The sequence below is a fragment of the Hydrogenovibrio marinus genome (assembly GCF_013340845.1).
GTDB classification, from domain to species: domain Bacteria; phylum Pseudomonadota; class Gammaproteobacteria; order Thiomicrospirales; family Thiomicrospiraceae; genus Hydrogenovibrio; species Hydrogenovibrio marinus.
Window position 1 is genome coordinate 1260044 of the sequence record NZ_AP020335.1, and the last position, 23593, is coordinate 1283636.

Sequence of the window (23593 nt, forward strand, 5' to 3'; positions counted from 1 at the left end):
TCGAAAATTCAATATTTAGAAAGTCTCTGTTAATTATTTTCTCTTATAATAGCCGCCATGACAGTATTGCAATCTCTTTATTACTTAGACTTATTGGGAACGGTGGTTTTTGCCATTACCGGTCTTTTGGCTGCGAGCGGAAAACAGCTGGATTTGTTTGGGGCGCTTTTTGTGGCATTGGTAACCGCTGTTGGTGGCGGAACAGTTCGAGATTTGTTGTTGGGTCAGCCGGTTTTCTGGATTCAGCACAATATCTATATTTATCTTGTGCTTATCACGACTTTGTTCGTCTTTTTCTATTCAAAACGTTTCCGGTTACCTATTCCTCTTTTACTCTATCTTGATGCACTTGGCCTTGCGGTATTTACAGTGTTGGGCGCGCAAAAAAGCCTTTCTTTAGGTTTCTCGGTTCCAATCGTTATCATGACAGCAGTGATGACCGGGGTACTTGGTGGTGTAATACGTGACGTGTTGGTGGGAGAGGTTCCGCTTATTTTTCGTAAGGAAATCTATGCCACGGCGTCTTTCTTAGGTGCTATCCTGTACGTCGCGGGTCGGCAATTGCCTATCTCAAGCGATTTACTGATTGTTGTGTCAGTTGGATTTATTTTCATATACCGGGTTTGGGCTGTTCGGTATAACCACAGTTTACCTGCATTTGATACGGAAAAACGCAATTAACCCGGAAGAGTAATAACTATGTTTAAACAACCTTTTGAGCTACTGCTAGGGTTTCGCTACACCAGAGCCAAACGAAGAAATGGCTTTATCTCCTTTATCTCCTTATCTTCCATTATCGGTATCACGCTGGGTGTTTTTGCGTTGATAACGGTTTTGTCTGTTATGAATGGTTTTCAGCAAGAATTGAGAGATCGAATCTTGAGTATGACAGCGCATATGACGCTTTCCGAGCAGTATGAGAGACTGGGAAATTGGCATGACTTGTATGACAAAGTCATTCATCTTGATCACGTCAAGGGGGCAGCCCCTAATGTCATGGGACAGGGTATGTTGGCACATGGCGACAAGGTGAAAGCCGCAATCGTTAGAGGGATTGCACCCAAGTATGAACCACAGGTTGCGGATATCGACTCTAAGATGAAGTTCGGACAGCTTGCTGATTTGAAGCCAAAAGGCTATGGCATTATTTTGGGTTCCGAATTGGCAAACGGCCTGGGAGTGTCGGTTGGTGATAAAGTGACCATGGTTGCACCGGAAGGGACGGTTTCACCAATGGGGGTGATTCCCCGTGTTAAACGTTTTACCGTGGTTGGTATCTTTGAAGCGGGTATGTATGAGTACGACAATGGCCTGGCATTAGTGAATATTTCTGATGCGCAACGCGTCTTCAAAATGCATGACAAGGTCTCAGGGCTACAATTGAAACTGGATGACATGTTTAAAACATCGCTAGTGAGAAAAGAAATTGGCCAACACGTAGATAGAGTTCTATATGTTCGAGACTGGACGCAAGAGCATGCGAATTTCTTCAAGGCGATCCAGATGGAAAAACGTATGGTGTTTATTTTCCTCACGCTTATTATTATGGTGGCGGCCTTCAATATTGTTTCGACAATGGTGATGGTGGTGACAGATAAAGAAAAAGATATAGCTGTTCTGAGAACCATTGGCGCCACGCCTGCTAGTATTCAATCGATTTTCATCATTCAAGGGCTGATTATTGGAACCGTTGGTTCGATTGTTGGTGCCATTCTGGGGGTAATTACCTCATTGAATATTGGAACCATTGTGCCCTTTATCGAAAACCTGTTTGGCTTTAAGTTCTTTCCGCCAGATATTTATTACATTAGCGAGATTCCTTCAGATTTACATTGGTCAGATGTTTGGACTGTGTCAATCATTGCGTTTGTCATGACGCTATTGGCGACTTTATATCCTGCAAGAAGAGCATCAAAGACACAACCGGCGGAGGCTTTGCGTTATGAGTAATTTGATTTTAGAAGCGCAAGGTCTTCATAAAACCTATAAAGACGGCAAGCTTGAAACAGCGGTAATCAACGGCATTGATTTTCAGGTGGAAACCAATGAGACTGTGGCAATTATCGGTAGTTCTGGTTCCGGAAAAAGCACGTTATTGCACTTGTTAGGAGGTTTGGATACGCCAACACAGGGGCGAGTAAGTTTGATGGGGCAGGACTTTTCAGGTTTATCGACAGTCAAGCGTGGCACCTTAAGAAACCGTCACATGGGGTTTATCTATCAATTCCACTTTCTTTTGCCCGAACTGACCGCTCTTGAGAATGTCATGTTGCCGCTGAGAGTTCGTAGAGAACCTGCTAAAAATGCAGAAAAACAGGCGGCGGAGCTGCTGGGTAGAGTAGGATTATCGCACAGACTGCATCATAAACCATCCGAGCTGTCGGGCGGTGAGCGCCAAAGAGTGGCAATTGCGCGCGCGCTGATTACTAAACCTGCATGTGTTTTAGCAGATGAACCAACTGGAAATCTTGATGAAGGCTCTGCAAATCAGGTCTTTGATTTGATGTTGGAGTTGAATCGAGAAATGCAGACTTCCATTATTATGGTGACGCACGATCTGAAGCTAGCTTCCAGAATGGATAGACAAATGCATATTTTGGATGGCATCTTTGTCGACACACCTTTCACCTACTGATTTTTCTTTATGTTGAGCATTCAATCTATCGACTTGATGGTCGGTAAACAGCAGTTGCTACAAAGTGCATCTTTAACGATCCACCCTGGGCAGAAAATAGGACTTATCGGACAGAATGGTGCCGGTAAATCGACACTGTTAAAAGCCATTTTGGGAGAGTTGTCTTTGGACGCAGGAACGATTCAGCTTCCTGCAAACTGGATAATTGGCTGCGTTCAGCAAGAGTTGGCGGTCACCGATGTCAATGCATTGCAGTTTGTAATTGATGGTGATGAACTCTATGCAGATGTTCAGCAAAGCATTCGCATGGCCGAGGAAAAAGGCAATCAAGATGATTTGGTCCATGCTTATGATCGCCTAGATCGTATCTCCGGTTATCTTGTTCCGCAAAAAGCTAAGCAGCTTTTGTTTGGTTTAGGGTTTGAAGAAGAAGCTTTTTCTAAATCTTTATCCGCATTTTCAGGTGGCTGGCAAGTTAGACTGAAGTTGGCAAGAGCGTTAATGCAACGTTCAGACCTGTTGTTGTTGGATGAACCTACCAACCACTTGGATATCGAAGCGGTTTCCTGGCTGGTACAGTGGCTTAAAAGCTATGAAGGTGCAGTGATTGTTATTTCCCATGACCGCTTTTTCTTGGATGAAGTGGTTTCGGGGGTTGCCCAAATCGAACAGCAAAAAATTCACTTCTTTTCAGGAAATTTCGAATCTTTTGAGCGGCAAAAGAATGCGCAGTTGATGCAGCAGCAGTCTTTGCATGAAGCGCAAAAAGTCCAAATGCAGCATTTGAAGACATTCATTTCACGTTTTAAAGCAAAAGCTTCCAAAGCAAAGCAGGCACAAAGCCGAGTTAAGGCATTGGAGCGTATGGAAGAGATTGCCGCGGTTCAAGCGGTCAATCCATTCAAGTTTAGCTTCTTTCAGCCAGATTACTTGCCGGATCCGATGTTGAAAGTGGAAGGCATGAGCTTTGGTTATGACAAGGAAATTATTCATAATGCCAACTTGGTACTCAGGGCTGGCGACAGAATAGGGTTGGTTGGTGTCAATGGCTCGGGGAAGTCAACTCTTCTAAAGCTATTGATACGAGAACTTCAGCCGCAAGCGGGTAAAGTCATTCATGCAAAAGGTTTGAAGACCGGTTATTTTGCACAGCATCAACTAGAAGCCCTGACGTTAGACTGGTCTCCCTTGCAGCACTTGATTCAGCTGGATAAGCAAAATATAGAAGATGGATCGCTCATTTCAGATCAGGATGCTAGAAGCTTTCTGGGGCGATTTGGTTTTACGAATGAAAAAGCACTTGAGGCGACAAAGCACTTTTCCGGTGGTGAAAAAGCGCGCCTTTCATTGGCTTTGATGGTGTACCAAAAACCGAACCTGATTATTTTGGATGAGCCGACCAACCATTTAGATATGGAAACGCGTGACGCTTTGGACATGGCTTTGCAGGAGTTCAATGGTGCATTAATTTTAGTCACTCATGATCGTCACTTGCTTTCCAGTATTGTCGATCAATATTGGTGGGTACACGCAGGGCAAGTGGAAGCCTACTTCGGCTCGTTGGATGAATACCTAAACCAACGCTTACAGTGGATAAAAAGCCAGAAAGTTGATGAGCGTGAGCAACAAATTGATAAAGCGCAACAAGTCCCAAACAAAAAAGAGAAACGACAGGCTGGCGCACAGTTGAGAAAACAAATCCAGCAAGCGACCAGTAAACAGTCATCTCGATTAAAACAAGTTGAGAAAGCACTGGAGAAAGCACAACTTGAATTGTCCGAACTGCATCAAGCGTTGGAGGACAGTGTCCTTTATCAAAGTGAGAATGCTGAACGTTTGACTGAAACCTTAAAAAGAGAGGCGGAGCTTAAAGAAAGTTTGGCGGCTATGGAAGAAGAGTGGTTGATGCTTGAAGAAGAGGTGATGGAGATAACAGAACGGTTATCTTCGAACGAATAAAAAAAGCCCGGGCTAGGCCGAGCTTCTTTATAAGAGATTACTGAGCGCAACCTCTGAAAGCACAACCATGTTGTAATCCAAGTTTGCGCAGGATGGTGGCCATTGGGCAGAAACCTGTAAACGCTGAGATAAGTAGGTTAACACCAATGAATGCTGTCAAAAGCAACCATGTCGCAGAGACATAGTAACCCAGTGCAACACTTACCAAAATCATTGTTCCAACAATCATCATCATGATTTTTTCGATTTTCATTTGTAGATACTCCGATACTTTAATGGCTAGATTAAAACAAATTATATAAGAAAATACTGATATGTCAATCTTTCAAAATATTATTGAGGACTTAAATCATGGCACTGGTTAATTTAGTCTATATATTTGATGCCTTTATATTTATGAATAAATTCAGTATAATTCGACGTTTGTTTTAAGAGGTACTTCGGGCTGGGTTATTGGCCTGTATTTAGAAGTACGACCGAATTTTTAATTTTGAGAAAGTGACATCATGCAAGTAACAGTCGAAAAACCAAAGTCAGGTTTAGAACATAAAATCACCGTTGTAATGCCTTCTGGTGATTTGGATTCAAAAGTTGAAAAGCGCTTAGCTGAAATGCGCCGCAACGTAAAAATGGATGGTTTCCGTCCTGGTAAAGTGCCAATGAGCGTTGTCAAAAAGCGTTACGGTGGTCAAGTTCGTCAAGAATTGATGGGGGATGCTGTCCAACAATCATTCTATGAAGCAGTTACCAAAGAAGAGTTGAATGTTGCTGGGTATCCAATGTTTGATAGTCTTGATGAAAAAGACGGTTCAATCGAATTTACAGCACGTTTTGAAATCTTCCCAGAAGTTAAATTACCTGATCTTGCGAAGCTAAAAGTTGACTCTATTCAGGCTGAAGTGGCTGACAAAGATGTCGACAACATGCTAAATAAGTTACTTGAGCAAAAAATGGTTTGGCAGCCTTCGAAAAGTGCAGCGAAAAAAGCGAAAAAAGGTGAGCAAGTTATCATCGATTTCGTTGGTAAGAAAGATGGTGTTGCATTTGACCGTGGTAGCGCAGAAAACGTACCTTTGGTATTGGGTGGTGGCCAGATGATTCCTGGTTTTGAAGACGGTATCATCGGTATGAAGAAAGGTGAAGAGAAAGTTATCGAAGTAACTTTCCCTGAAGACTATCATTCAGAAGAACTAAAAGGGCAAACCGTTACTTTTGACATCACTGTTCATTCTATTCAGACAAAAGTAGTGCCAGAAATGGACGAAGAGTTTGTTAAGTCTTTCGGTATTGAAGAAGGTACTGAAGAAGCTTTGAGAACAGAAATTCGTTCAAACATGGAAAAAGAATTGTCTAGAGCAGTTGACAGTAAAAACCGTACAGCGGTTTTCGATGCGTTGTCTGATGCGGTTAAAATTGAATTGCCAAAATCTGCTGTTGAACAAGAAGCTTCTGATTTGATGCAGCGTCAAGCGCAAAACTTCCAACAACAAGGCATCAAGCCAGAAGATGTTGGTTTGACAATTGAAGCTTTCATGTCTGACGCTGAAACTCGCGTAAAACTTGGATTGGTTTTGGGTGATATCATCAAAGAAAACAAAATCGAAGCAACTGAAGCGGACAGGAAAGCTTATATTGAAGAGCAAGCGTCTTCATACGAAGATCCTCAGCAAGTAATCGAATGGTATGCTAAAAACCCTCAAGCTCAGCGTGAAATTGATTCATTGTTGGTTGAGAAGCAAGTTGCTAGCTTGATTCTTGGTAAAGCTAAAGTTAAGGAAGTTAAGAAGTCTTTTGACGACGTAGTTAACCAAGCTGGTTAATATATTTCCTCCTTAGTTCTATAAAAAACTTAACCTTGCCATAAATTGTGACGATTTATTGGCATCGTTAAGTTTTTTTTTGCCCGATAAACGGCTAATATAGAAACCGAATGAATAACAAAATATAAAAAGGTTGTATTGAATGTATCCAGGTGAAATTCAAAATGCATTGATTCCAATGGTTATCGAACAAACGAGTAGAGGGGAGAGATCGTTTGATATCTATTCACGCTTATTGAAAGAACGCGTGATTTTTCTCGTTGGTCAGGTTGAAGATCATATGGCGAACTTGATTGTTGCGCAATTGTTGTTCCTTGAATCTGAAAACCCTGATAAAGATATCCATTTGTATATCAATTCGCCTGGCGGTAGCGTGACAGCTGGAATGGCCATCTATGATACGATGCGTTTCATTAAACCTGATGTCAGTACAATGTGTATTGGTCAGGCAGCAAGCATGGGATCGTTTTTGTTGTCTGCCGGTACAAAAGGCAAGCGTTTTGCTTTGCCTAACTCAAGAGTCATGATTCACCAGCCTTTGGGTGGTTTCCAAGGCCAAGCTTCTGATATTGAAATTCACGCTAAGGAAATTCTACAAATCAAAGACAAGTTGAATCGTGCTTTGGCAGATCATACTGGGCAGCCGATAGAGCGTATCGAACAAGACACTGATCGAGACAACTTTATGAGTGCAGAACAAGCTTGTGAATACGGCTTGGTGGATAAAGTATTAAACAGCCGCAACGGATAACGGGTGTGAGTTATGAGTGAGAAAACATTGTATTGTTCGTTTTGTGGGAAAGCACAAGACGAAGTCAAAAAATTGATTGCCGGGCCATCCGTTTATATTTGCGATGAGTGTGTCGAGTTATGTAATGATATTCTTAAAGAAGAGTTTGGTGAAGAAGAGTTAAGCACATTTGAGTTGGAAAACTTGCCAACGCCTCATGAAATTAGCGCCATTCTTGATGATTATGTTATCGGTCAACAGCAAGCTAAAAAGGTATTGTCCGTAGCGGTTTATAATCATTACAAACGCCTTCAGAGCGGTCACGCAAAAGATGATGTTGAGCTTAACAAAAGTAACATTCTGCTGATTGGGCCGACTGGTTCTGGGAAAACATTGCTGGCTCAAACCATGGCAAGACTGCTGGATGTTCCTTTTGCTATAGCGGATGCAACAACCTTGACTGAAGCAGGTTATGTTGGTGAAGATGTTGAGAGTATCGTTCTTAAGCTACTTCAAAAGTGTGACAACGATCCAGAGAAAGCGGAACGTGGCATTATCTATATTGATGAAATCGATAAGATTACACGTAAGTCTGAAAACCCATCAATCACTCGAGATGTTTCTGGTGAAGGAGTTCAACAAGCTTTGTTGAAACTGATTGAAGGTACGGTTGCGAATATTCCGCCACAGGGTGGGCGTAAGCATCCGAATCAAGACATGATTCAAGTTGATACCTCTAAGATATTGTTTATCGTAGGTGGTGCTTTTGAAGGCTTGGATAGAATCATTGAGCAGAGAACTGAGAAAAATGTCGGTATTGGTTTCTCAGCTGAAGTGAAATCCAAAGATGAAAAAGCGACCTTGACACAAAAATTTAAGGAAATCGAGCCGGAAGATTTGATTAAGTTTGGTTTGATCCCTGAGTTTGTTGGGCGTTTGCCGGTAGTCGCAGCACTTGCAGAGTTGGATGAAGAAGCATTGATTCAAATTCTAACTGAGCCTAAAAATGCTTTGGTGAAACAGTTCCAGAAAATGTTTGAGCTTGAGGGCGCTGAGCTTCAGTTCAGAAAAGACGCCCTGAGTGAAATTGCCAAGATGGCAATTGAAAGAAAAACGGGCGCTCGTGGTTTGCGTTCAATTTTGGAGCATACTTTGCTTGATACTATGTATGACTTGCCAAGTATGTCGGATGTCGAAAAAGTCGTTATTAACAAAGCGGTGATTAAAGGTCAGAAAAAACCGCTGTTAATGTACAAAGAAAGCGCGAAAAAAGTCTCAAGCTAGATTCTTTCAACGCGCATCTATTTAAAAATTCTTGAGAATATATAAGCCAGTAATCCTACTGGCTTATTTTTCAGTTCAGATGGTTGTTGTATGGACATAGATCAAATCGATTTTAAAACAAATGTTTTCGTTCTTGCACTGAGGGATGTCGTTGTCTTCCCAGGTATGGTTGTGCCGCTTTTTGTTGGGCGTGAAAAGTCAATGAACGCATTGAATGCAGCCATGCAAGAAGATAAGCAAATCTTTTTGGTAACGCAGAAGAACGCTACACAAGAAACACCGACCTTGGATAGTCTTTATAAAATCGGGGTCATGGCAAACATTCTTCAGTTGTTGAAGTTGCCTGATGGCACATTGAAAGTGTTGGTTGAAGGGGTCAAACGTTTTGAGCTGATAGATTTGAACGACCAAGACCAGTATTTAACGGGCGATATTCAGCAAGTGGCAATTAATGAAACGCTTGGCGTTGAAGAGCAAGCACTTGTCCGATCTATTCAGAAAAGCTTTCAAAGTTATGCTGATCTTAAGAAAAAAGTGCCTTCTGAAGTACAAAAAAGCGTTCAGAAAACAGATGACCCTAATCAGTTGGTTGACACTATTTCCGCGAACTTGAAGTTGAGTATTGAAGACAAGCAGACTTTGCTTGAAATGCTTTCTTTGACCGATCGCTTGGAAAAAATTCTAGCGACGATCGAATCAGAAATTGATTTGTTGGAGTCGGAAAGCAGAATTAACCAACGCGTTAAGAAGAAAATGGATCAAACACAACGCAATTTCTACTTAAATACGAAATTGCAGGCGATTCATGAAGAGCTTGGTGAAGGCGCTGAAGACAATGTGACAGAATTCAATCGTTTAAAAGAGCAGATTGATTCTGTTGGTATGACACCAGAAGCTAAGAAAGTGGCTGAAGATGAGCTGAAGAAACTTAAGCAAATGTCTTCTCAATCTCCAGAAGCGAATATCGTCCGCACCTATCTAGAGTGGCTAGTTAATATCCCGTGGAAAAAACGTTCTCGTGTTTCCAAAGATTTAAGCAAAGCACAAAATGTTCTGGATACACAGCATTATGGCCTGGAAAAAGTAAAAGAGCGTATTGTTGAATACCTGGCGGTTCAAAAGCGTGTCAACAAATTGAAGGGCCCTATTTTGTGTTTGGTGGGGCCGCCGGGTGTGGGTAAAACCTCCTTGGCGCGTTCCATTGCTGAAGCGACCAACCGTAAATATGTCCGTATGTCATTGGGTGGCGTTCGCGATGAAGCTGAAATCAGAGGGCATCGTAAGACATACTTGGGTGCTATGCCAGGGCGAATCATCCAGAAAATGAAGATCGCCGGGACACGTAACCCGTTATTCCTGTTGGATGAAATCGATAAGATGGCTCGTGACCAACGTGGTGATCCTGCGAGTGCTTTGCTTGAAGTGTTGGATCCAGAACAAAACAAGAGCTTTAACGACCATTACTTGGAAGTTGATTACGACTTGTCGGATGTGATGTTCATCGCCACTTCTAACTCAATGGATATTCCTGAACCTTTGATGGATAGAATGGAAATCATTGATTTGTCAGGTTATACCGAGAATGAAAAGCTTAATATCGCGCAACAGCATTTATTGCCCAAAGAGATTAAAAATCACGGCTTAAAGTCTAATGAACTTCAGGTTGATGAAGCTGTTATTACTAAAATCATTCAGCTTTATACAAGAGAAGCGGGTGTGCGTTTGTTGAACCAGCAATTATCCAAGATATGCCGAAAAGTGGTGAAAAAACTGGTGACAGATGATTCTTTATCCTCTATTCATTTAACGGTAGATGATTTGGAAGAATATCTTGGTGTTGCTAAGTATCGCATTGGGTTGGCTGACGAAAAGAACCAGATAGGGCAGGTAGCTGGTTTGGCCTGGACTCGAGTTGGTGGTGATTTGTTGCGTATTGAGGCGACCGCTATGCCCGGGAAGGGTAAGAATACCTCAACGGGTCAGCTAGGTAGTGTTATGCAGGAGTCAACCCAAGCAGCAATGAGTGTGATTAGAAGTCGAACCAAAGAACTTGGGCTGACTGACGACTTCTATGAAAAGCAAGATATCCATCTGCATTTCCCGGAAGGTGCGACCAAAAAAGATGGGCCGAGTGCTGGTATTGCCATTTGTACGGCAATAGCTTCTGTTTTGACACAAATTCCTGTGAGAGCAGATGTCGCCATGACAGGAGAGATTACTCTAAGGGGTGAAGTTCTTCCAATTGGTGGGTTGAAAGAAAAACTTTTAGCAGCTTCTCGTGGTGGAATCAAAACAGTTTTGATTCCTTATGACAACATACGTGATTTGTCTGAGATTCCCGAAGAAGTGAAGAAAGGTTTAGATATTCATCCTGTTCAATGGATTGATGAAGTCTTTAAAATCGCGCTGGAATCTATGCCTAAACAAGCAGAATCTTCTATAAACTTGGATGATGAAGTAATAGAAAAAATTGTGGCAAATGAGACCGTAAAAGCCAAAAATCTTAAAAAAGATCATAAAAGGCACTAAATTCGTAAAAAAATGCGAAAACATGGCTTGACAGTAAATATTGTTCGTTGATATAACTACCTCAAGCCATTAAAGTGGTTTGTAAGACACTAAATACTTATGGAGAAACTCAAACATGAATAAGACTGAATTAGTTGCTGCAATTGCTGAAGAAGCTGGTCTAACTAAAGCTGATGCGGCTCGCGCATTGGACGCTGCCGTTTCAACTGTTACTAAAGCGTTAAGCTCTGGTGACTCGGTTGCAATTATCGGTTTTGGTACATTTAAAGTTGGGGAGCGTTCTGCGCGTACTGGCCGTAATCCACAAACTGGAGCAGAAATGCAAATCCCAGCAGCAAAAGTTCCAAAATTCTCTGCTGGTAAAGCACTAAAAGAAGCAGTTAACTAATAGAGTTTTCCTTCTTCTGAAAAGAACCTCCCTTGTGGAGGTTTTTTTATGTCCTAAATTTTTAAGTTCATTTGTTGATTTTCCTTATAAATAGTTGTTTTTATTTGGAAACACGCATCTTTATTTTTCCTAGATGTCTCTTAATAGATTTAAAAATCTAATCACCTCTACACGTGAAGTGTGAATCATCTGCAAGGGGCTTCAAAACGCAGTTTGTTTGTTATAGAGAAGTGAGCTTTTGTCTTGTAGTAGCTATTTGTTTAGGGACTAAATATAAAATCGTAAAAAATGAAGATTTTGGTTTGACAATGGAAGCCGAGTCTTTATAATACGCCCATCAGTTAAGGGGCAGCGTTGTTTATAACAAATCTGTAACTTAATGGTTATAAAAGTCAGAGTTGGGTGATTAGCTCAGCTGGGAGAGCATCGCCCTTACAAGGCGAGGGTCACTGGTTCGAACCCAGTATCACCCACCAATTTTGACAACCTGTACGGAGTGGTAGTTCAGCTGGTTAGAATACTTGCCTGTCACGCAGGGGGTCGCGGGTTCGAGTCCCGTCCACTCCGCCATTTTTATAACACGAATTAATTCTTTAATTCGGGTGATTAGCTCAGCTGGGAGAGCATCGCCCTTACAAGGCGAGGGTCACTGGTTCGAACCCAGTATCACCCACCATTTATTTTTTGACACCTGTACGGAGTGGTAGTTCAGCTGGTTAGAATACTTGCCTGTCACGCAGGGGGTCGCGGGTTCGAGTCCCGTCCACTCCGCCATTATTCTTCTTTATTTTTATCGAATTTTAAATCTACACTAGAAGCCAGAGAACTCTGGAATACTTCTATGTTTCTGCATATTTCATTTTCATAAATTTTGGATATAAAAAATCCCCAGTGAAGGGGATTCTTAATTGCAATCAGCTTATCTTAGTTAGAAGACGCGATATTGTAGCCGCCATCAACATAAGTGATTTCACCAGTGATACCTGATGCTAGATCAGAGCATAGGAACGCCGCAGTGTTACCTACTTCTTCAATCGTAACATTACGACGAAGAGGCGTCGCAGCCGCCGCTTTATCAAGCATAGTACGGAAGTCTTTGATACCTGATGCAGCAAGGGTACGGATAGGTCCTGCAGAGACAGCATTAACGCGAATGCCATCCTGACCAAGGTCTGCAGCTAAATAGCGTACAGTCGCTTCTAAAGACGCTTTGGCAATACCCATAACATTATAGTTAGGCACAGCGCGCTCAGCACCCAGGTAAGATACTGTCATCACAGAACCTTGATTAGCCTTAAGCATGTCATAACCAGCTTTGGTCAAAGCTGTTAAGCTGTAGGCAGAAATGTCATGAGCGATAGAGAAGCCGTCGCGAGTCGATGCATCGATCATGCGTCCTTCAAGCTCTTCACGCGGAGCGAAAGCAACCGAGTGAACCAGAATGTCCAAACCACCCCAAGATTTTTTAAGTTCTGCAAAAACGTTTGCGATTTGCTCGTCAGAAGTAACATCAAGAGGCAAAACGATGTTGCTTCCTAATTCCTCGGCGATTTTCTCAACACGACTTTGTAGTTTTTCAGTTTGGTAAGTTAATGCGATTTCAGCGCCTTGCTCATGCATTTGCTTAGCGATACCGTAAGCAATGGATTTGTTATTGGCTACGCCAACAATCAGTGCCTTTTTACCTGCTAGGAAGCCCATTTCAACTCCTTGTAAGTGTTTATGTTGTTATTTCAATAAATAAAGTGGTGTCATTATAACGTAAATCATTCTATAGGATAGGTTTGTCGCCAAATCTCCCAAATGTCAATGGGCTGGTGTATACTGGCTTGCAGCGTTATTATGTTTAATGTCTTACCAAAACCATACTTAGGAATTAAGGCAGAATTTTGATCGGACGTGCTGTTGTATTCTTACTGTTGATATCGGGACTAACTGCTTGCTCGGGCTCTATGTGGAATAGCCCTTATCCAGTAGGGCAGACCCAACAAGACATTCTCTACTCTTCCTTCTCATCTCCACCTAAACATCTTGATCCAGTTGTCTCTTATAATGCCAATGAGTGGGCGATTATCAGCCAGGTTTACGAACCACCTTTGCAATACCATTACTTCAAGCGACCTTATAGCTTGGAGCCATTAACGTTGATGAACATGCCGCAGGTTTCTTACCTGGATAAAGACGGCAATAAAGTCGATGAAAAATCTGCCAGGTTGGCCTATACGGAATACCGCTTTACGCTAAAGCCTGAAATCTATTTCCAGCCGCATCCTGCCTTTGTCAAAGATGCCAATGAGAATCTAGTCTATGGTCATTTGAGTGCTGAGGATGTTAACGGGATTCAAAGCCCTGGTGACTTCAAGTTGCAAGATACGCGCAAACTCACCGCCGCAGATTATGTCTATGCGATTCAGCGCATGGCATTGAAACAAAATCATTCGCCTATTTTGGGGACGATGCAGCAGTATATTGTTGGGCTAAAAGCCTATTCAGATAAGGTTTCAAAACAAGTTTCGCAGAACCTAGATTTTGCTTTCAGGAAAGAAGCTATCTCCGGCGTTAAAGTCGTTTCTAATGATGTATTCTCTATTAAAATCAAAGGTTTGTATCCACAATTTCTATATTGGATGAGCATGAATTTCTTTGCACCGGTGCCTTGGGAGGCAGTGCGTTTTTATCGTCAGGCGGCGTTGAAACAAAAGAATATTACGCTGGATACTTTTCCCGTGGGCACAGGCCCTTATATGTTGGTGGAGAACAATCCGAATAAACGTATGAGGTTATTGAAGAACCCGAATTTCGATCATGAAGTCTATCCATCGCATGGCTTGCCGGCCAGCGCGCCAAAGTCCCTTTTGAAAGACGCGGGTAAACCTTTGCCTTTCATCAATGAAGTCATCTATTCGCTGGAGAAGGAAAGCGTGCCTTTATGGAATAAATTCCTCCAAGGCTACTATGATGCTTCAGGTGTGTCATCCGACAGTTTTGACCAGGCGATTTCCGTTTCATCCAGCGGCAATATGGCGTTAACGCAAGCGATGAAAGAAAAGGGCATCCATTTCCTGAATCAAGTTGAGCCGACCATTTTCTATTTCGCATTCAATATGGCGGATCCGGTTGTAGGTGGCTACACCGAAAAGCAACGCAAGCTGCGCCAAGCCATCAGTATTGCCATCAATATGGAAGACTATATTTCCATTTTCTTAAATGGGCGCGGCATTGTTGCACAAAGTCCGATTCCGCCGGGGGTTGCCGGTTATCAATCCGGTAAAGAGGGCATTGACCCTTATGTTTATGACTGGATAGGCAATGGTACCAATGGACGAGCCAAACGAAAGTCGATAGAAGTCGCCAAAAAGCTGTTGACGGAAGCAGGGTATCCCGGTGGACGTAAAGCAGATGGTTCGCCATTGGTGCTTTACTATGACACGGCAGCAACCGGACCTGACAGCAAATCCATGTTGAATTGGTACCGCAAGCAATTTGCGAAACTCGGTATTCAGCTCGCAGTGCGTGCCACCGATTACAACCGTTTTCAAGATAAAGTTCGCACCGCCAAAGTACAAATGTTTTCCTGGGGCTGGAACGCGGATTACCCTGATCCAGAAAACTTCTTATTCTTATTGGCAGGGGTCAATGCGCCGATCAATACCAACGGGCAAGGTGTGAATGGTGCCAACTATGATGACACGCAATACAACAAATGGTTCGACCAGATCAAAACCATGCCGAATTCTCCCGAGCGTATGGCAATCATTCATAAGATGATTCGCAAGCTTCAGAAAGACGCTCCCTGGGTTTGGGGATTTAACCCGAAAACTCTGGTGCTCTATCATGACTGGTACCACAATGCTTGGGCAAACCCTTTGGCAAACAACACGCTCAAATACAAGCGTATTGATGCCCAAAAACGTTATCAAGAACAACAAGCTTGGAACAAGCCGGTTATCTGGCCGTTTATTTTCGTTTTGCTGATTGTCATCGGTTCGATATACCCTTTGAGAAAAGCCTATTTGAGACGATTACATTCACGCATTGATGCTGACAAAGAGGATGTCGCCTGATGTTTGCCTATATCATCCGTCGATTGCTCTATGCCATCCCGATACTCATTGGTGTTAACCTTATTACCTTTGCGTTGTTTTTCATGGTTAATACACCGGATGACATGGCGCGTGCGCAGCTAGGTGCCAAGCAAACGTCACCTGAGTTGATTCAGGCATGGAAAGTGGCCCACGGCTATGACAAACCGTTGTTCTTCAATGAGAAGGCACCTGGCTTTGAAAAAGTGACAAATACCCTGTTCACGCAAGAGTCGCTGAAACTCTTTATGTTCGACTTTGGGCAGTCTGATGCCGGTAGGCAGATTTCCAGTGATATTTTGCAACGCATGGTACCGAGTTTGTCGATTGCCTTACCGACGTTTATGATTGGGTTGATTACCAACATCGCTTTAGCACTATTGATTGTGCTGTTCCGAGGTTCGGTGTTGGATTCGGTCACCATGACAATTGCGGTCGCTATCATGTCGATTTCCGGGTTGTTCTACATTATTGCCGGACAAGTCTTGTTCAGTAAATTATTGCATTGGGTGCCTATTTCCGGCTATGCCACAGGATGGGAGGGCGCGAAATTCGTCGTTCTGCCTATTTTGATTGGCGTGTTCGCAGGGTTAGGTTCCGGCGTGCGCTGGTACCGAAGCTTGTTCTTGGAAGAAATCAATAAAGACTATGTGCGCACCGCAAGGGCAAAAGGGCTGTCTGAAATTTCCGTCTTGTTCAAGCACGTGGTGCAAAATGGCTTGTTGCCGATTTTGACTGGCGTCGTGGTGGTGATTCCGACCTTGTTTATGGGAAGCTTGATTATGGAGTCCTTCTTCGGCATCCCCGGGTTGGGGAGCTACACCATTGATGCCATCAACTCGCAGGACTTCGGCATCGTTAAGGCAATGGTATTCCTAGGTTCCGTGTTGTACATCTTCGGTTTAATCCTGACGGATATCTCCTATACCTTCTTTGATCCAAGAGTGAGGTTGAACGGATGATTCCTTTGTTCAACGGCATTTCCATTTATTTCTTTTGGACTGATATCATGATCTGGGGGCTGTTTTTCAGCCTGTTGGTTTGGTCGAGAGTGATTGGTCGGTCTGAGCAGGTCAAAGCGCAATGGCATCGCGTGTTTGAATCCAATGTTGCGATGATTGCCGCCATTATTCTGGTGACGTATTTTGCGATAGCATTGATGGACTCGGTGCAAATCCACTTGGCGCATGCCAATACCCAACCTGGCAGTTTTTTGGATGTTTTACTGACGCATTTGGTGTCTGCAACCGAGCGCACTTATTCAGCACCTTTTGCACTGTCTGAGTTTACCAAGTCAACACAGATGGGCTTGAATGGTGAAATGCAGCAGGTGTATCTACCGCTTAAGCATGTTGATGCTACCGCTTCGATATGGATGCAAAGCATTGAAGCCATCGCGCTAGGTTTGGTTATTAGTGCGGTTTTGATTGGTTTGCACGGTTTGTATCTTGCCAGACTTAATCAAACGTCATTAATCGGAATGCTATCCGCCATTTGGTTTGAGCAAACCAAGTTACCTTGGCGTACCGCTTACATTACTCTGACATTGCTTGTGGTCGTGATGAGTTGGTTATTCATCCTCAGTTATTCATTCCATGTATTGGGGACAGATCAAGTCGGCATCGACGTACTTTATGAAACGCTCAAGAGTATTCGTACTGGCGTATTGATTGGTGTGCTGACTACTTTGGTGATGTTGCCGATAGCGTTGACCTTGGGGATTACCGCAGGGCTGTTCAAAGGTTGGGTCGATGATGTCATCCAGTATCTTTACACCACGTTGAATTCCATTCCCAGCGTATTATTGATTGCCGCCGCAGTGCTGGTGATGCAAGTCATGATTAACAACCATCCGGATTGGATGCAATCTACCGCCGAGCGCGCCGATTTACGTTTGTTGTTTTTGGTGGGCATTCTGGGGGTTACTAGCTGGACAGGACTGTGCCGCTTGTTGCGTGCCGAAACCCTTAAAATCAGCCAGATGGAATATGTCGTTGCAGCCCGTGCTTTTGGCGTGAGCAGAGCCAAAGTCATCTCGCGTCATATTTTGCCAAATGTCATGCATATTGTATTAATATCGGTCGTATTGGATTTCAGTAGTCTGGTGCTTGCAGAAGCTGTACTGTCTTATGTCGGAGTCGGTGTTGACCCTACTATGAACAGTTGGGGGAATATGATCAACCAAGCACGTCTGGAAATGGCGCGAGAACCTATGGTTTGGTGGTCACTGTTTTCTGCATTCGTGTTTATGTTTATTCTGGTGCTGGCCGCCAACCTTTTCTCAGATAGGGTACAGACCGTATTGAACCCTAGAGATAACACGAAATAATCCAACAAGTTTTAATGATGAGTTTAGAAGTAATGAGTTCAAATCAGCCCGTATTAAAAGTCGAAAACCTCTGTGTTGAATTGGAAAAGAATCATCGACCTTTGATTTCCAATGTCAGCTTTGAGATCAAAGCAGGGGAGATTTTTGCACTGGTAGGCGAGTCGGGCAGTGGTAAATCTCTCACTTCACTGGCGATTATGCGCCTGTTGCCTGAAGCTTTGCAGGTGTCTTCGGGCGCTATTTCGCTTAACCATCAAGGCCTATTCTCATTGCCTGAGTACCAAATGCAAAAAGTGCGTGGTAGACAGGTTGCCATGATTTTCCAAGAACCGATGACATCCTTGAACCCAGTCATGAAAGTGGGGGATCAGGTTGCAGAAGTGCTTAGAGTACATCTGGGCATGAATCGTAAAACCGCTAGGGAAAAAGTCGTCAGTCTGTTTGATGAAGTCGGTATTCCTAATCCAGAAGAACGTTATGACTGGTATCCGCATCAATTATCCGGCGGTCAGAAACAACGAGTCATGATTGCGATGGCGCTTGCCTGTGAGCCTGATTTATTGATTGCCGACGAGCCAACAACTGCCTTGGATGTCACCATTCAGGCGCAAGTGTTGAATCTGCTTAAACAAATTCGAGATGACCGTGGTTTGGCGATATTGTTCATCACGCATGATATGGGTGTGGTCAATGAAATTGCCGATCGCGTTGCTGTGATGAAAGACGGTGAAATTGTCGAGCAAGCAGAGACAGGGCATTTCTTTACCGATCCGCAACATCCTTACACGCAAAAGCTGTTGTCAGATGCAATTCCAAAACGAGAAAGTTTTGAAGATGAAGCTTTAAGTACTGTTCAAAATCTTTTGCAAGTGAATGATTTGAAAGTTTATTTCCCAATCAAGAAAGGCATCTTTCAACGCACAGTTGGCCATGTTAAAGCGGTGGATGGCGTCAACTTAACCATTCCAAAAGGGCAGACATTGGCGCTGGTAGGTGAGTCAGGCAGCGGTAAAAGCACTATTGGACAAGCCATTTTAAAACTGGTGGATGCCACTGCTGGGCAAGTAAACTTTACCAATGACCAAGCTGCTCAAGCCATTAACTTGGTGGACTTATCCGAAAAAGCTATGAAGCCTTTTCGTAAAAAGGTGCAGGTGATATTCCAAGACCCGTTTTCGGCACTGAATCCAAGAATGACCATAAACGAAATTATTCGCGAAGGTATGAACAGCCTACAGGTTGGCCCTAAAAGCAGAGTTGAGCAAGACAAACGTATTGAGTCATTGTTGGAGCAAGTTGGCTTATTGCCGGAACATAAATACCGTTATCCGCATGAATTTTCTGGCGGGCAACGTCAACGCATCGGCATTGCCCGAGCTTTGGCAGTAGAGCCGGAATTGATTATCTGTGACGAACCAACCAGTGCATTGGATGTTTCTGTTCGTGCACAAGTCTTGGCGCTATTGAAAGACCTGCAAAAGACTTATCAAATGTCTTATCTGTTTATTACCCATGACCTATCTATCGTACCCAGTATTGCACACCATGTGGCAGTCATGCAGGCAGGCAAAATCGTCGAGCAGGGCTTGGTTGAAGAGGTTATGCAAAACCCGCAGCATGACTACACACAAAGATTGTTAGCTTCTGCTCCAAAGCTAGTAAAAGAGTCATTAATATCAGGATGAAAATTTATGGATGAAATGATTAAATCAATTAAAGCAGCGCTGTATGATCGGGCTACAAGCCCCTTAGTAGGTAGTTTTGTTGTTGCATGGTTGCTTTGGAATTATGATTTTGTCTTAGCATTTTTTTCTAATGAAGAATTGTCATACAAATTAGATTATATACATACATTCATTTTTGGAAACTGGATTCAGTGCTTGCTTAACGGTTTTTTGATCCCATCATTTGCTGTTTATGTCTATCATTGGTGGCTTCATAAAATTTCTATTAGGGTTTTTAGGAAGGCAACAAAAAATAATCAAGAGCTTATTGAAGCAAAGAAAACTCTTGAAAAACAAGTCGTAATGTCACTAGAAGAATCAAATGAGATTCGGAAACAAATAGATGCAATTCAAAACCAAACCCACATTGATAATCATGAAAAAGAAGCAAAAATTAAGGAGTTAAATGCTGAATTAGAGGCTAGGTCATCCAAAGAAAAAGAACTAATAAAAAGATTAGATAACCTTAACTCTAAATTAGAGTCATCGGTTCACGGACAAAATGTTAGTAATAAAAAATCCGCAATCACAAAAAATAATATTGAGCCTGAGATCTCGAAGGATGTAGGTGAAGTGTTGGTTGCTATTGGGGACGGTAATGTAAGTGTGTCAGGAATTTTGGATTATCTGTCTCGTAAAAATATAAATTTACATCAGGCAAGGTGTCTAAACTACATAGAAAAATTGGAAGAACTTAATCTTGTTAAGAGAAACAAGTATGACCATTTTAGTTTGACTAGAGAAGGTAGAGACTTTTTAGTCGATAATAACTTAGATGGCCACAACTATTCAAGTTAGTCACTTTTAACGATTAAGCCTTTTCTCCAACTCAATAATATCCTGTGTAGTTTTTAAGATTGAATCTGGATTTAAGCTCATAGAGTCAGCACCCAATTCCACCAAAAACTCTGCCATTTCTGGATAGTCCGAAGGCGCTTGTCCGCAAATGCCTGAGTGTAGTCCATTGCGTTTTGCGCCTTCAATCGCCCACTTAATCATGGTTTTCACGCCTTGGTCGCGCTCATCATAGTCATAAGCGACCAGTTCGGAATCTCTATCAACGCCTAACACCAGTTGCGTTAAGTCGTTTGAACCGATGGAAATACCGTCAAATAGTGGGGCGAAGTGATCGATTTCAATCACGTTGTTTGGAATCTCACACATCATATACACTTTCAAACCGTTTTCAGTGCGGCTTAAGCCATATTTCTTCATCACTTCAAGCACTTGCTCGGCTTCTTTCACACGACGCACGAATGGAATCATGACAATGACGTTGTTCAAGCCCATACGTTCACGCACGGTTTTGATGGCTTGGCACTCCAAGGCAAAAGCCGGCTCGAAAGCCTCTGAAATATAGCGAGATGCGCCACGGAAACCAATCATCGGGTTTTCTTCTTTTGGCTCAAAAGCGCGCCCGCCCAGTAAGCTGGCGTATTCATTTGATTTAAAGTCGGATAGTCGAACCACGACCGGTTTCGGATAGAAAGCGGCGGCGATGGTACCAATACCTTCGGAAAGCTCATGCAGGAAGAAATCTCTACCGGAAGCATGTCCATCAATCAGTTCGATAATTTGCTGACGTTCATGGTCACTTTCGATTTTGTCCATGTTGAGTAGGGCAAGTGGGTGCACTTTGATGGACTCATTGATGATAAATTCCATACGCGCCAAACCAACGCCTTGGTTAGGTAGGAAGCTGGTTTTGAATGCCAAATCCGGGTTGGCGATGTTCAGCATCATTTCTGTTTTTGGTGTTGGTAAACCGGATAAATCTGTGTGCATGACATCAAAAGGCACGCTACCTTCATAGACATTACCCGTGTCGCCTTCGGCACAGGAAACGGTGATTTCCGGGTTGTTTATGAGCACTTCAGTCGCATCCTGACAACCAACGATTGCTGGAATACCTAGCTCACGGGCGATAATCGCAGCGTGACAGGTGCGCCCGCCACGGTTGGTGACGATTGCCGAGGCGATTTTCATCACAGGTTCCCAGTCTGGTGTGGTGATATCTGAAACCAGTATCTCACCCGCTTTGAACTCATGCATGAATGAAGCATCACGAATGACGTGTGCTTTACCCTGAGCGACTTTGCTACCAACGGCTCTACCGGTGACCAGTGTTTTGGTGTCTTCACTTTTGTTGACATGATAGGTTTCAAGCAAGTTGGCTTTGGTTTGCGAGGCAACGGTTTCAGGACGAGCTTGCACGATGTAGAGTTTGCCGTCTAATCCGTCTTTTGCCCACTCCATATCCATCGGTTTTTGGTAACCGGCTTTCTTGCTGTAATGCTTTTCGATCTTGATGGCGTATTCGGCAAGTTTGAGCACTTCATCATCTTGAATACAGAAGGATTTTTGTTCGATGGAAGAGGTCGGGATGTTTCTGACTGGAGATTTGGTGATGTCTGGAGAGTAAATCATCTTGATGCTTTTTGCACCGCGGTGACGACGCAAAATATGGCGATAACCTTGCTCATAAGTCGGTTTGTGTACATAGAACTCATCGGGATCAACCGCGCCTTGAACTACGTTTTCACCCAAGCCGAAAGCACCAGTGATGAAAACGGTATCGCGGAAACCACTTTCGGTATCCAGTGAGAACATGACGCCGGAAGCCGCCAAGTCGGAGCGTACCATTTTCTGTACCCCAATAGACAAGCCGACATCAAAGTGATCAAAGCCTTTTTCGACACGATAGTGGATAGCACGATCCGTAAACAAACTGGCGAAACAACGCTTACAGGCATCCAATAACGAGCCTTTACCGTGAATGTTTAGGTAGGTGTCCTGTTGTCCGGCAAAACTGGCGGTGACCAAATCTTCGGCCGTTGCAGAGCTACGTATCGCCAAACTGATGTTTTCATCGAATTGGTCTTTGAGAAGTTCGTAGGCTTCAATGATTTCCAACTCAAGAACTTTTGGTAGAGGGGCGTTGTAAACCAAGTCTCGAATATGATGCCCACGGTCGGCCAAGTCTCGAACATTGTTGATGTCCAGTGTATCAAGTAGGCGGTGCATTTCACCGAGCAGTTGGTTTTCATTGATGAGTAGGTGGTAGGCTTCGGAGGTAATGGCAAAGCCGTTGGGAACCAATACACCTTGCGGAACAAGTGCTTGGTACATCTCGCCGAGAGAGGCATTTTTACCACCAACCAGGGGAATGTCTTCAATTCCGATTTCGTCAAAAAACTTGATATAAGTAAAACGCGACATGGCTCCTCCGGAAATGACTGTAAAAGACTTCTTTAGTGTTGAACAGCATAACAGAATTGCCTAAATAAAATCACTATCGAAAGTGTGGAATTCAAACTTTATTCAGACAATTTAACCCCCAACCTGGCAGATTTTAGAAAGGGATTTGATTTGGTGCTTAATCGGATGATTGAGCTGCGTCATCGTTGAGTTTGCTGATGTCTTCGGAGTGCAGGCCTTCTAAAACAATTTGCAACAGGTGATTTGCCATGGCTTCAGCAGTTGGGAGCAGAGTAGGGTCTTCACTTGGGAACTGTCTACTGCGTGTCGCAGACTGGAATGCGCCAAGTTTAGCATTGTAAAAATCGATATTGTCGGATGGGTTTTCAAATGCGGTGGTAACCATCAATTGTTCCAGTCCAGCTTTGGCAACACCGTAAGCGCCATAATAAGCAGGGTGGCTTTCAGTATCTTGGTCAAGAATGGCAACTAATTGACTCGTTGTCTCGCCGTTTTTCATTAGAGGCAAACATTGCTGGATCAGATGAAAATTGGCGTTTAGATTGGTGTGCAGTACTTCGTACCACTGTTTGTAGTCGAAGAACTCAATAGGTGTAAAGGCCGGCAGGATAGCAGCATTCAGGAAAACACCATCAAGTTGACCATATTCGCTACGTAACGTTTCTTGCAACTGACCATAGTGGTCGATGTTTGCACCCAATAAGTCCATAGGAAACAACGCGGGTTCACAATCACCTTTAGTCGTCAGCTCGTCATAAACCAGATTCAAAGCTTCAAGGTCTTTATCAAATAAAATCAAGTTGTTATTGTTGCTTGCTAAACCCAAAGCGAGTGCGCGACCGAGTCCTTGTGCAGCGCCAGTGATTAAGTAAGTGCTCATGGTTTTGTTCCCTT

18 protein-coding genes and 4 tRNA genes are annotated in these 23593 nt (G+C 43.2%); 18 read left to right on the forward strand and 4 right to left on the reverse strand.

Annotation, left to right across the window (positions count from 1 at the left end; all coding sequences use genetic code 11):
* Nucleotides 1–57: 57 nt before the first annotated feature.
* The 4 genes from HVMH_RS05950 to HVMH_RS05965 are packed head-to-tail and all read left to right on the forward strand — an operon-like array spanning nucleotide 58 to nucleotide 4594.
* Entirely contained in the window at nucleotides 58–681 is a 624-nt protein-coding gene (locus HVMH_RS05950; protein ID WP_029908893.1) for a trimeric intracellular cation channel family protein, read from the forward strand.
* A gap of 18 nt (nucleotides 682–699) precedes the next feature.
* Nucleotides 700–1950 (forward strand): lipoprotein-releasing ABC transporter permease subunit, encoded by a 1251-nt coding sequence (locus tag HVMH_RS05955; protein ID WP_029908894.1) that lies wholly within the window; start codon nucleotides 700–702, stop codon nucleotides 1948–1950.
* Nucleotides 1943–2635: a lipoprotein-releasing ABC transporter ATP-binding protein LolD gene (gene lolD / locus HVMH_RS05960; protein WP_029908896.1), complete on the forward strand. Its 693-nt coding sequence runs from the start codon at nucleotides 1943–1945 to the stop codon at nucleotides 2633–2635. The genes HVMH_RS05955 and lolD overlap by 8 nt, the downstream gene beginning before the upstream one ends.
* A 9-nt stretch (nucleotides 2636–2644) precedes the next feature.
* A complete protein-coding gene (locus HVMH_RS05965; RefSeq protein ID WP_029908897.1) occupies nucleotides 2645–4594 on the forward strand; it encodes an ABC-F family ATP-binding cassette domain-containing protein in 1950 nt (649 codons plus the stop codon).
* Nucleotides 4595–4631: 37 nt separating this feature from the next.
* Here HVMH_RS05965 and HVMH_RS05970 read toward each other — a convergent pair whose 3' ends face one another.
* Nucleotides 4632–4847: a YgaP family membrane protein gene (locus HVMH_RS05970; protein ID WP_029908899.1), complete on the reverse strand. Its 216-nt coding sequence runs from the start codon at nucleotides 4845–4847 to the stop codon at nucleotides 4632–4634.
* A 253-nt stretch (nucleotides 4848–5100) separates the two neighbouring features.
* Here HVMH_RS05970 and tig point away from each other — a divergent pair, with 253 nt between their 5' ends.
* The 9 genes from tig to HVMH_RS06015 all read left to right on the forward strand — a co-directional run bounded on the left by tig (nucleotide 5101) and on the right by HVMH_RS06015 (nucleotide 12119).
* Nucleotides 5101–6414 carry a trigger factor gene (gene tig / locus HVMH_RS05975; RefSeq protein ID WP_029908901.1) on the forward strand — a complete coding sequence of 438 codons (1314 nt, stop codon included), beginning with the start codon at nucleotides 5101–5103 and terminating at the stop codon, nucleotides 6412–6414.
* A gap of 142 nt (nucleotides 6415–6556) precedes the next feature.
* Nucleotides 6557–7165: an ATP-dependent Clp endopeptidase proteolytic subunit ClpP gene (gene clpP / locus HVMH_RS05980; RefSeq protein WP_029908903.1), complete on the forward strand. Its 609-nt coding sequence runs from the start codon at nucleotides 6557–6559 to the stop codon at nucleotides 7163–7165.
* A gap of 12 nt (nucleotides 7166–7177) precedes the next feature.
* A complete protein-coding gene (clpX, locus tag HVMH_RS05985; protein ID WP_029908905.1) occupies nucleotides 7178–8428 on the forward strand; it encodes an ATP-dependent Clp protease ATP-binding subunit ClpX in 1251 nt (416 codons plus the stop codon).
* 90 nt (nucleotides 8429–8518) lie between these two features.
* The gene (gene lon / locus HVMH_RS05990) at nucleotides 8519–10957 is read left to right on the forward strand and encodes an endopeptidase La (protein ID WP_029908908.1); all 2439 of its coding nucleotides are present in this window, start codon (nucleotides 8519–8521) and stop codon (nucleotides 10955–10957) included.
* A gap of 115 nt (nucleotides 10958–11072) precedes the next feature.
* The gene (locus HVMH_RS05995; protein ID WP_029908910.1) at nucleotides 11073–11345 is read left to right on the forward strand and encodes an HU family DNA-binding protein; all 273 of its coding nucleotides are present in this window, start codon (nucleotides 11073–11075) and stop codon (nucleotides 11343–11345) included.
* A gap of 400 nt (nucleotides 11346–11745) precedes the next feature.
* Nucleotides 11746–11821, forward strand: a tRNA-Val gene (locus tag HVMH_RS06000).
* A gap of 17 nt (nucleotides 11822–11838) precedes the next feature.
* Nucleotides 11839–11915, forward strand: a tRNA-Asp gene (locus HVMH_RS06005).
* Between the two features lie 30 nt (nucleotides 11916–11945).
* Nucleotides 11946–12021, forward strand: a tRNA-Val gene (locus HVMH_RS06010).
* A 21-nt stretch (nucleotides 12022–12042) separates the two neighbouring features.
* Nucleotides 12043–12119 (forward strand) — tRNA-Asp (locus HVMH_RS06015).
* Nucleotides 12120–12269: 150 nt separating this feature from the next.
* Here the strand turns inward: HVMH_RS06015 and HVMH_RS06020 are convergent.
* The gene (locus HVMH_RS06020; RefSeq protein ID WP_029908913.1) at nucleotides 12270–13046 is read right to left on the reverse strand and encodes an enoyl-ACP reductase FabI; all 777 of its coding nucleotides are present in this window, start codon (nucleotides 13044–13046) and stop codon (nucleotides 12270–12272) included.
* A gap of 251 nt (nucleotides 13047–13297) precedes the next feature.
* Between HVMH_RS06020 and HVMH_RS06025 the strand changes: the two genes are divergently transcribed.
* From HVMH_RS06025 to HVMH_RS06045, 5 genes are read left to right on the forward strand one after another with little or no spacing between them, the layout of a single operon-like run.
* Complete coding sequence (locus HVMH_RS06025) at nucleotides 13298–15409, forward strand: ABC transporter substrate-binding protein (RefSeq protein WP_051622965.1); 2112 nt, start codon at nucleotides 13298–13300, stop codon at nucleotides 15407–15409.
* The gene (locus tag HVMH_RS06030) at nucleotides 15409–16389 is read left to right on the forward strand and encodes an ABC transporter permease (protein WP_029908917.1); all 981 of its coding nucleotides are present in this window, start codon (nucleotides 15409–15411) and stop codon (nucleotides 16387–16389) included. The genes HVMH_RS06025 and HVMH_RS06030 overlap by 1 nt, the downstream gene beginning before the upstream one ends.
* The gene (locus tag HVMH_RS06035; protein WP_029908919.1) at nucleotides 16386–17756 is read left to right on the forward strand and encodes an ABC transporter permease; all 1371 of its coding nucleotides are present in this window, start codon (nucleotides 16386–16388) and stop codon (nucleotides 17754–17756) included. The genes HVMH_RS06030 and HVMH_RS06035 overlap by 4 nt, the downstream gene beginning before the upstream one ends.
* Nucleotides 17757–17788: 32 nt before the next feature.
* Nucleotides 17789–19441 carry an ABC transporter ATP-binding protein gene (locus HVMH_RS06040; protein WP_035629258.1) on the forward strand — a complete coding sequence of 551 codons (1653 nt, stop codon included), beginning with the start codon at nucleotides 17789–17791 and terminating at the stop codon, nucleotides 19439–19441.
* Between the two features lie 6 nt (nucleotides 19442–19447).
* A complete protein-coding gene (locus tag HVMH_RS06045) occupies nucleotides 19448–20278 on the forward strand; it encodes a hypothetical protein (protein WP_029908922.1) in 831 nt (276 codons plus the stop codon).
* A 6-nt stretch (nucleotides 20279–20284) separates the two neighbouring features.
* On the opposite strand, the gene ppsA is transcribed toward HVMH_RS06045, so the two are convergent.
* Nucleotides 20285–22699, reverse strand: a complete 2415-nt coding sequence (gene ppsA, locus HVMH_RS06050; RefSeq protein WP_029908924.1) for a phosphoenolpyruvate synthase — start codon at nucleotides 22697–22699, stop codon at nucleotides 20285–20287.
* Between the two features lie 157 nt (nucleotides 22700–22856).
* On the reverse strand, nucleotides 22857–23579 hold the full coding sequence (locus HVMH_RS06055; protein WP_029908926.1) for an SDR family NAD(P)-dependent oxidoreductase: 723 nt from the start codon (nucleotides 23577–23579) through the stop codon (nucleotides 22857–22859).
* Between the last annotated feature and the right edge of the window lie 14 nt (nucleotides 23580–23593).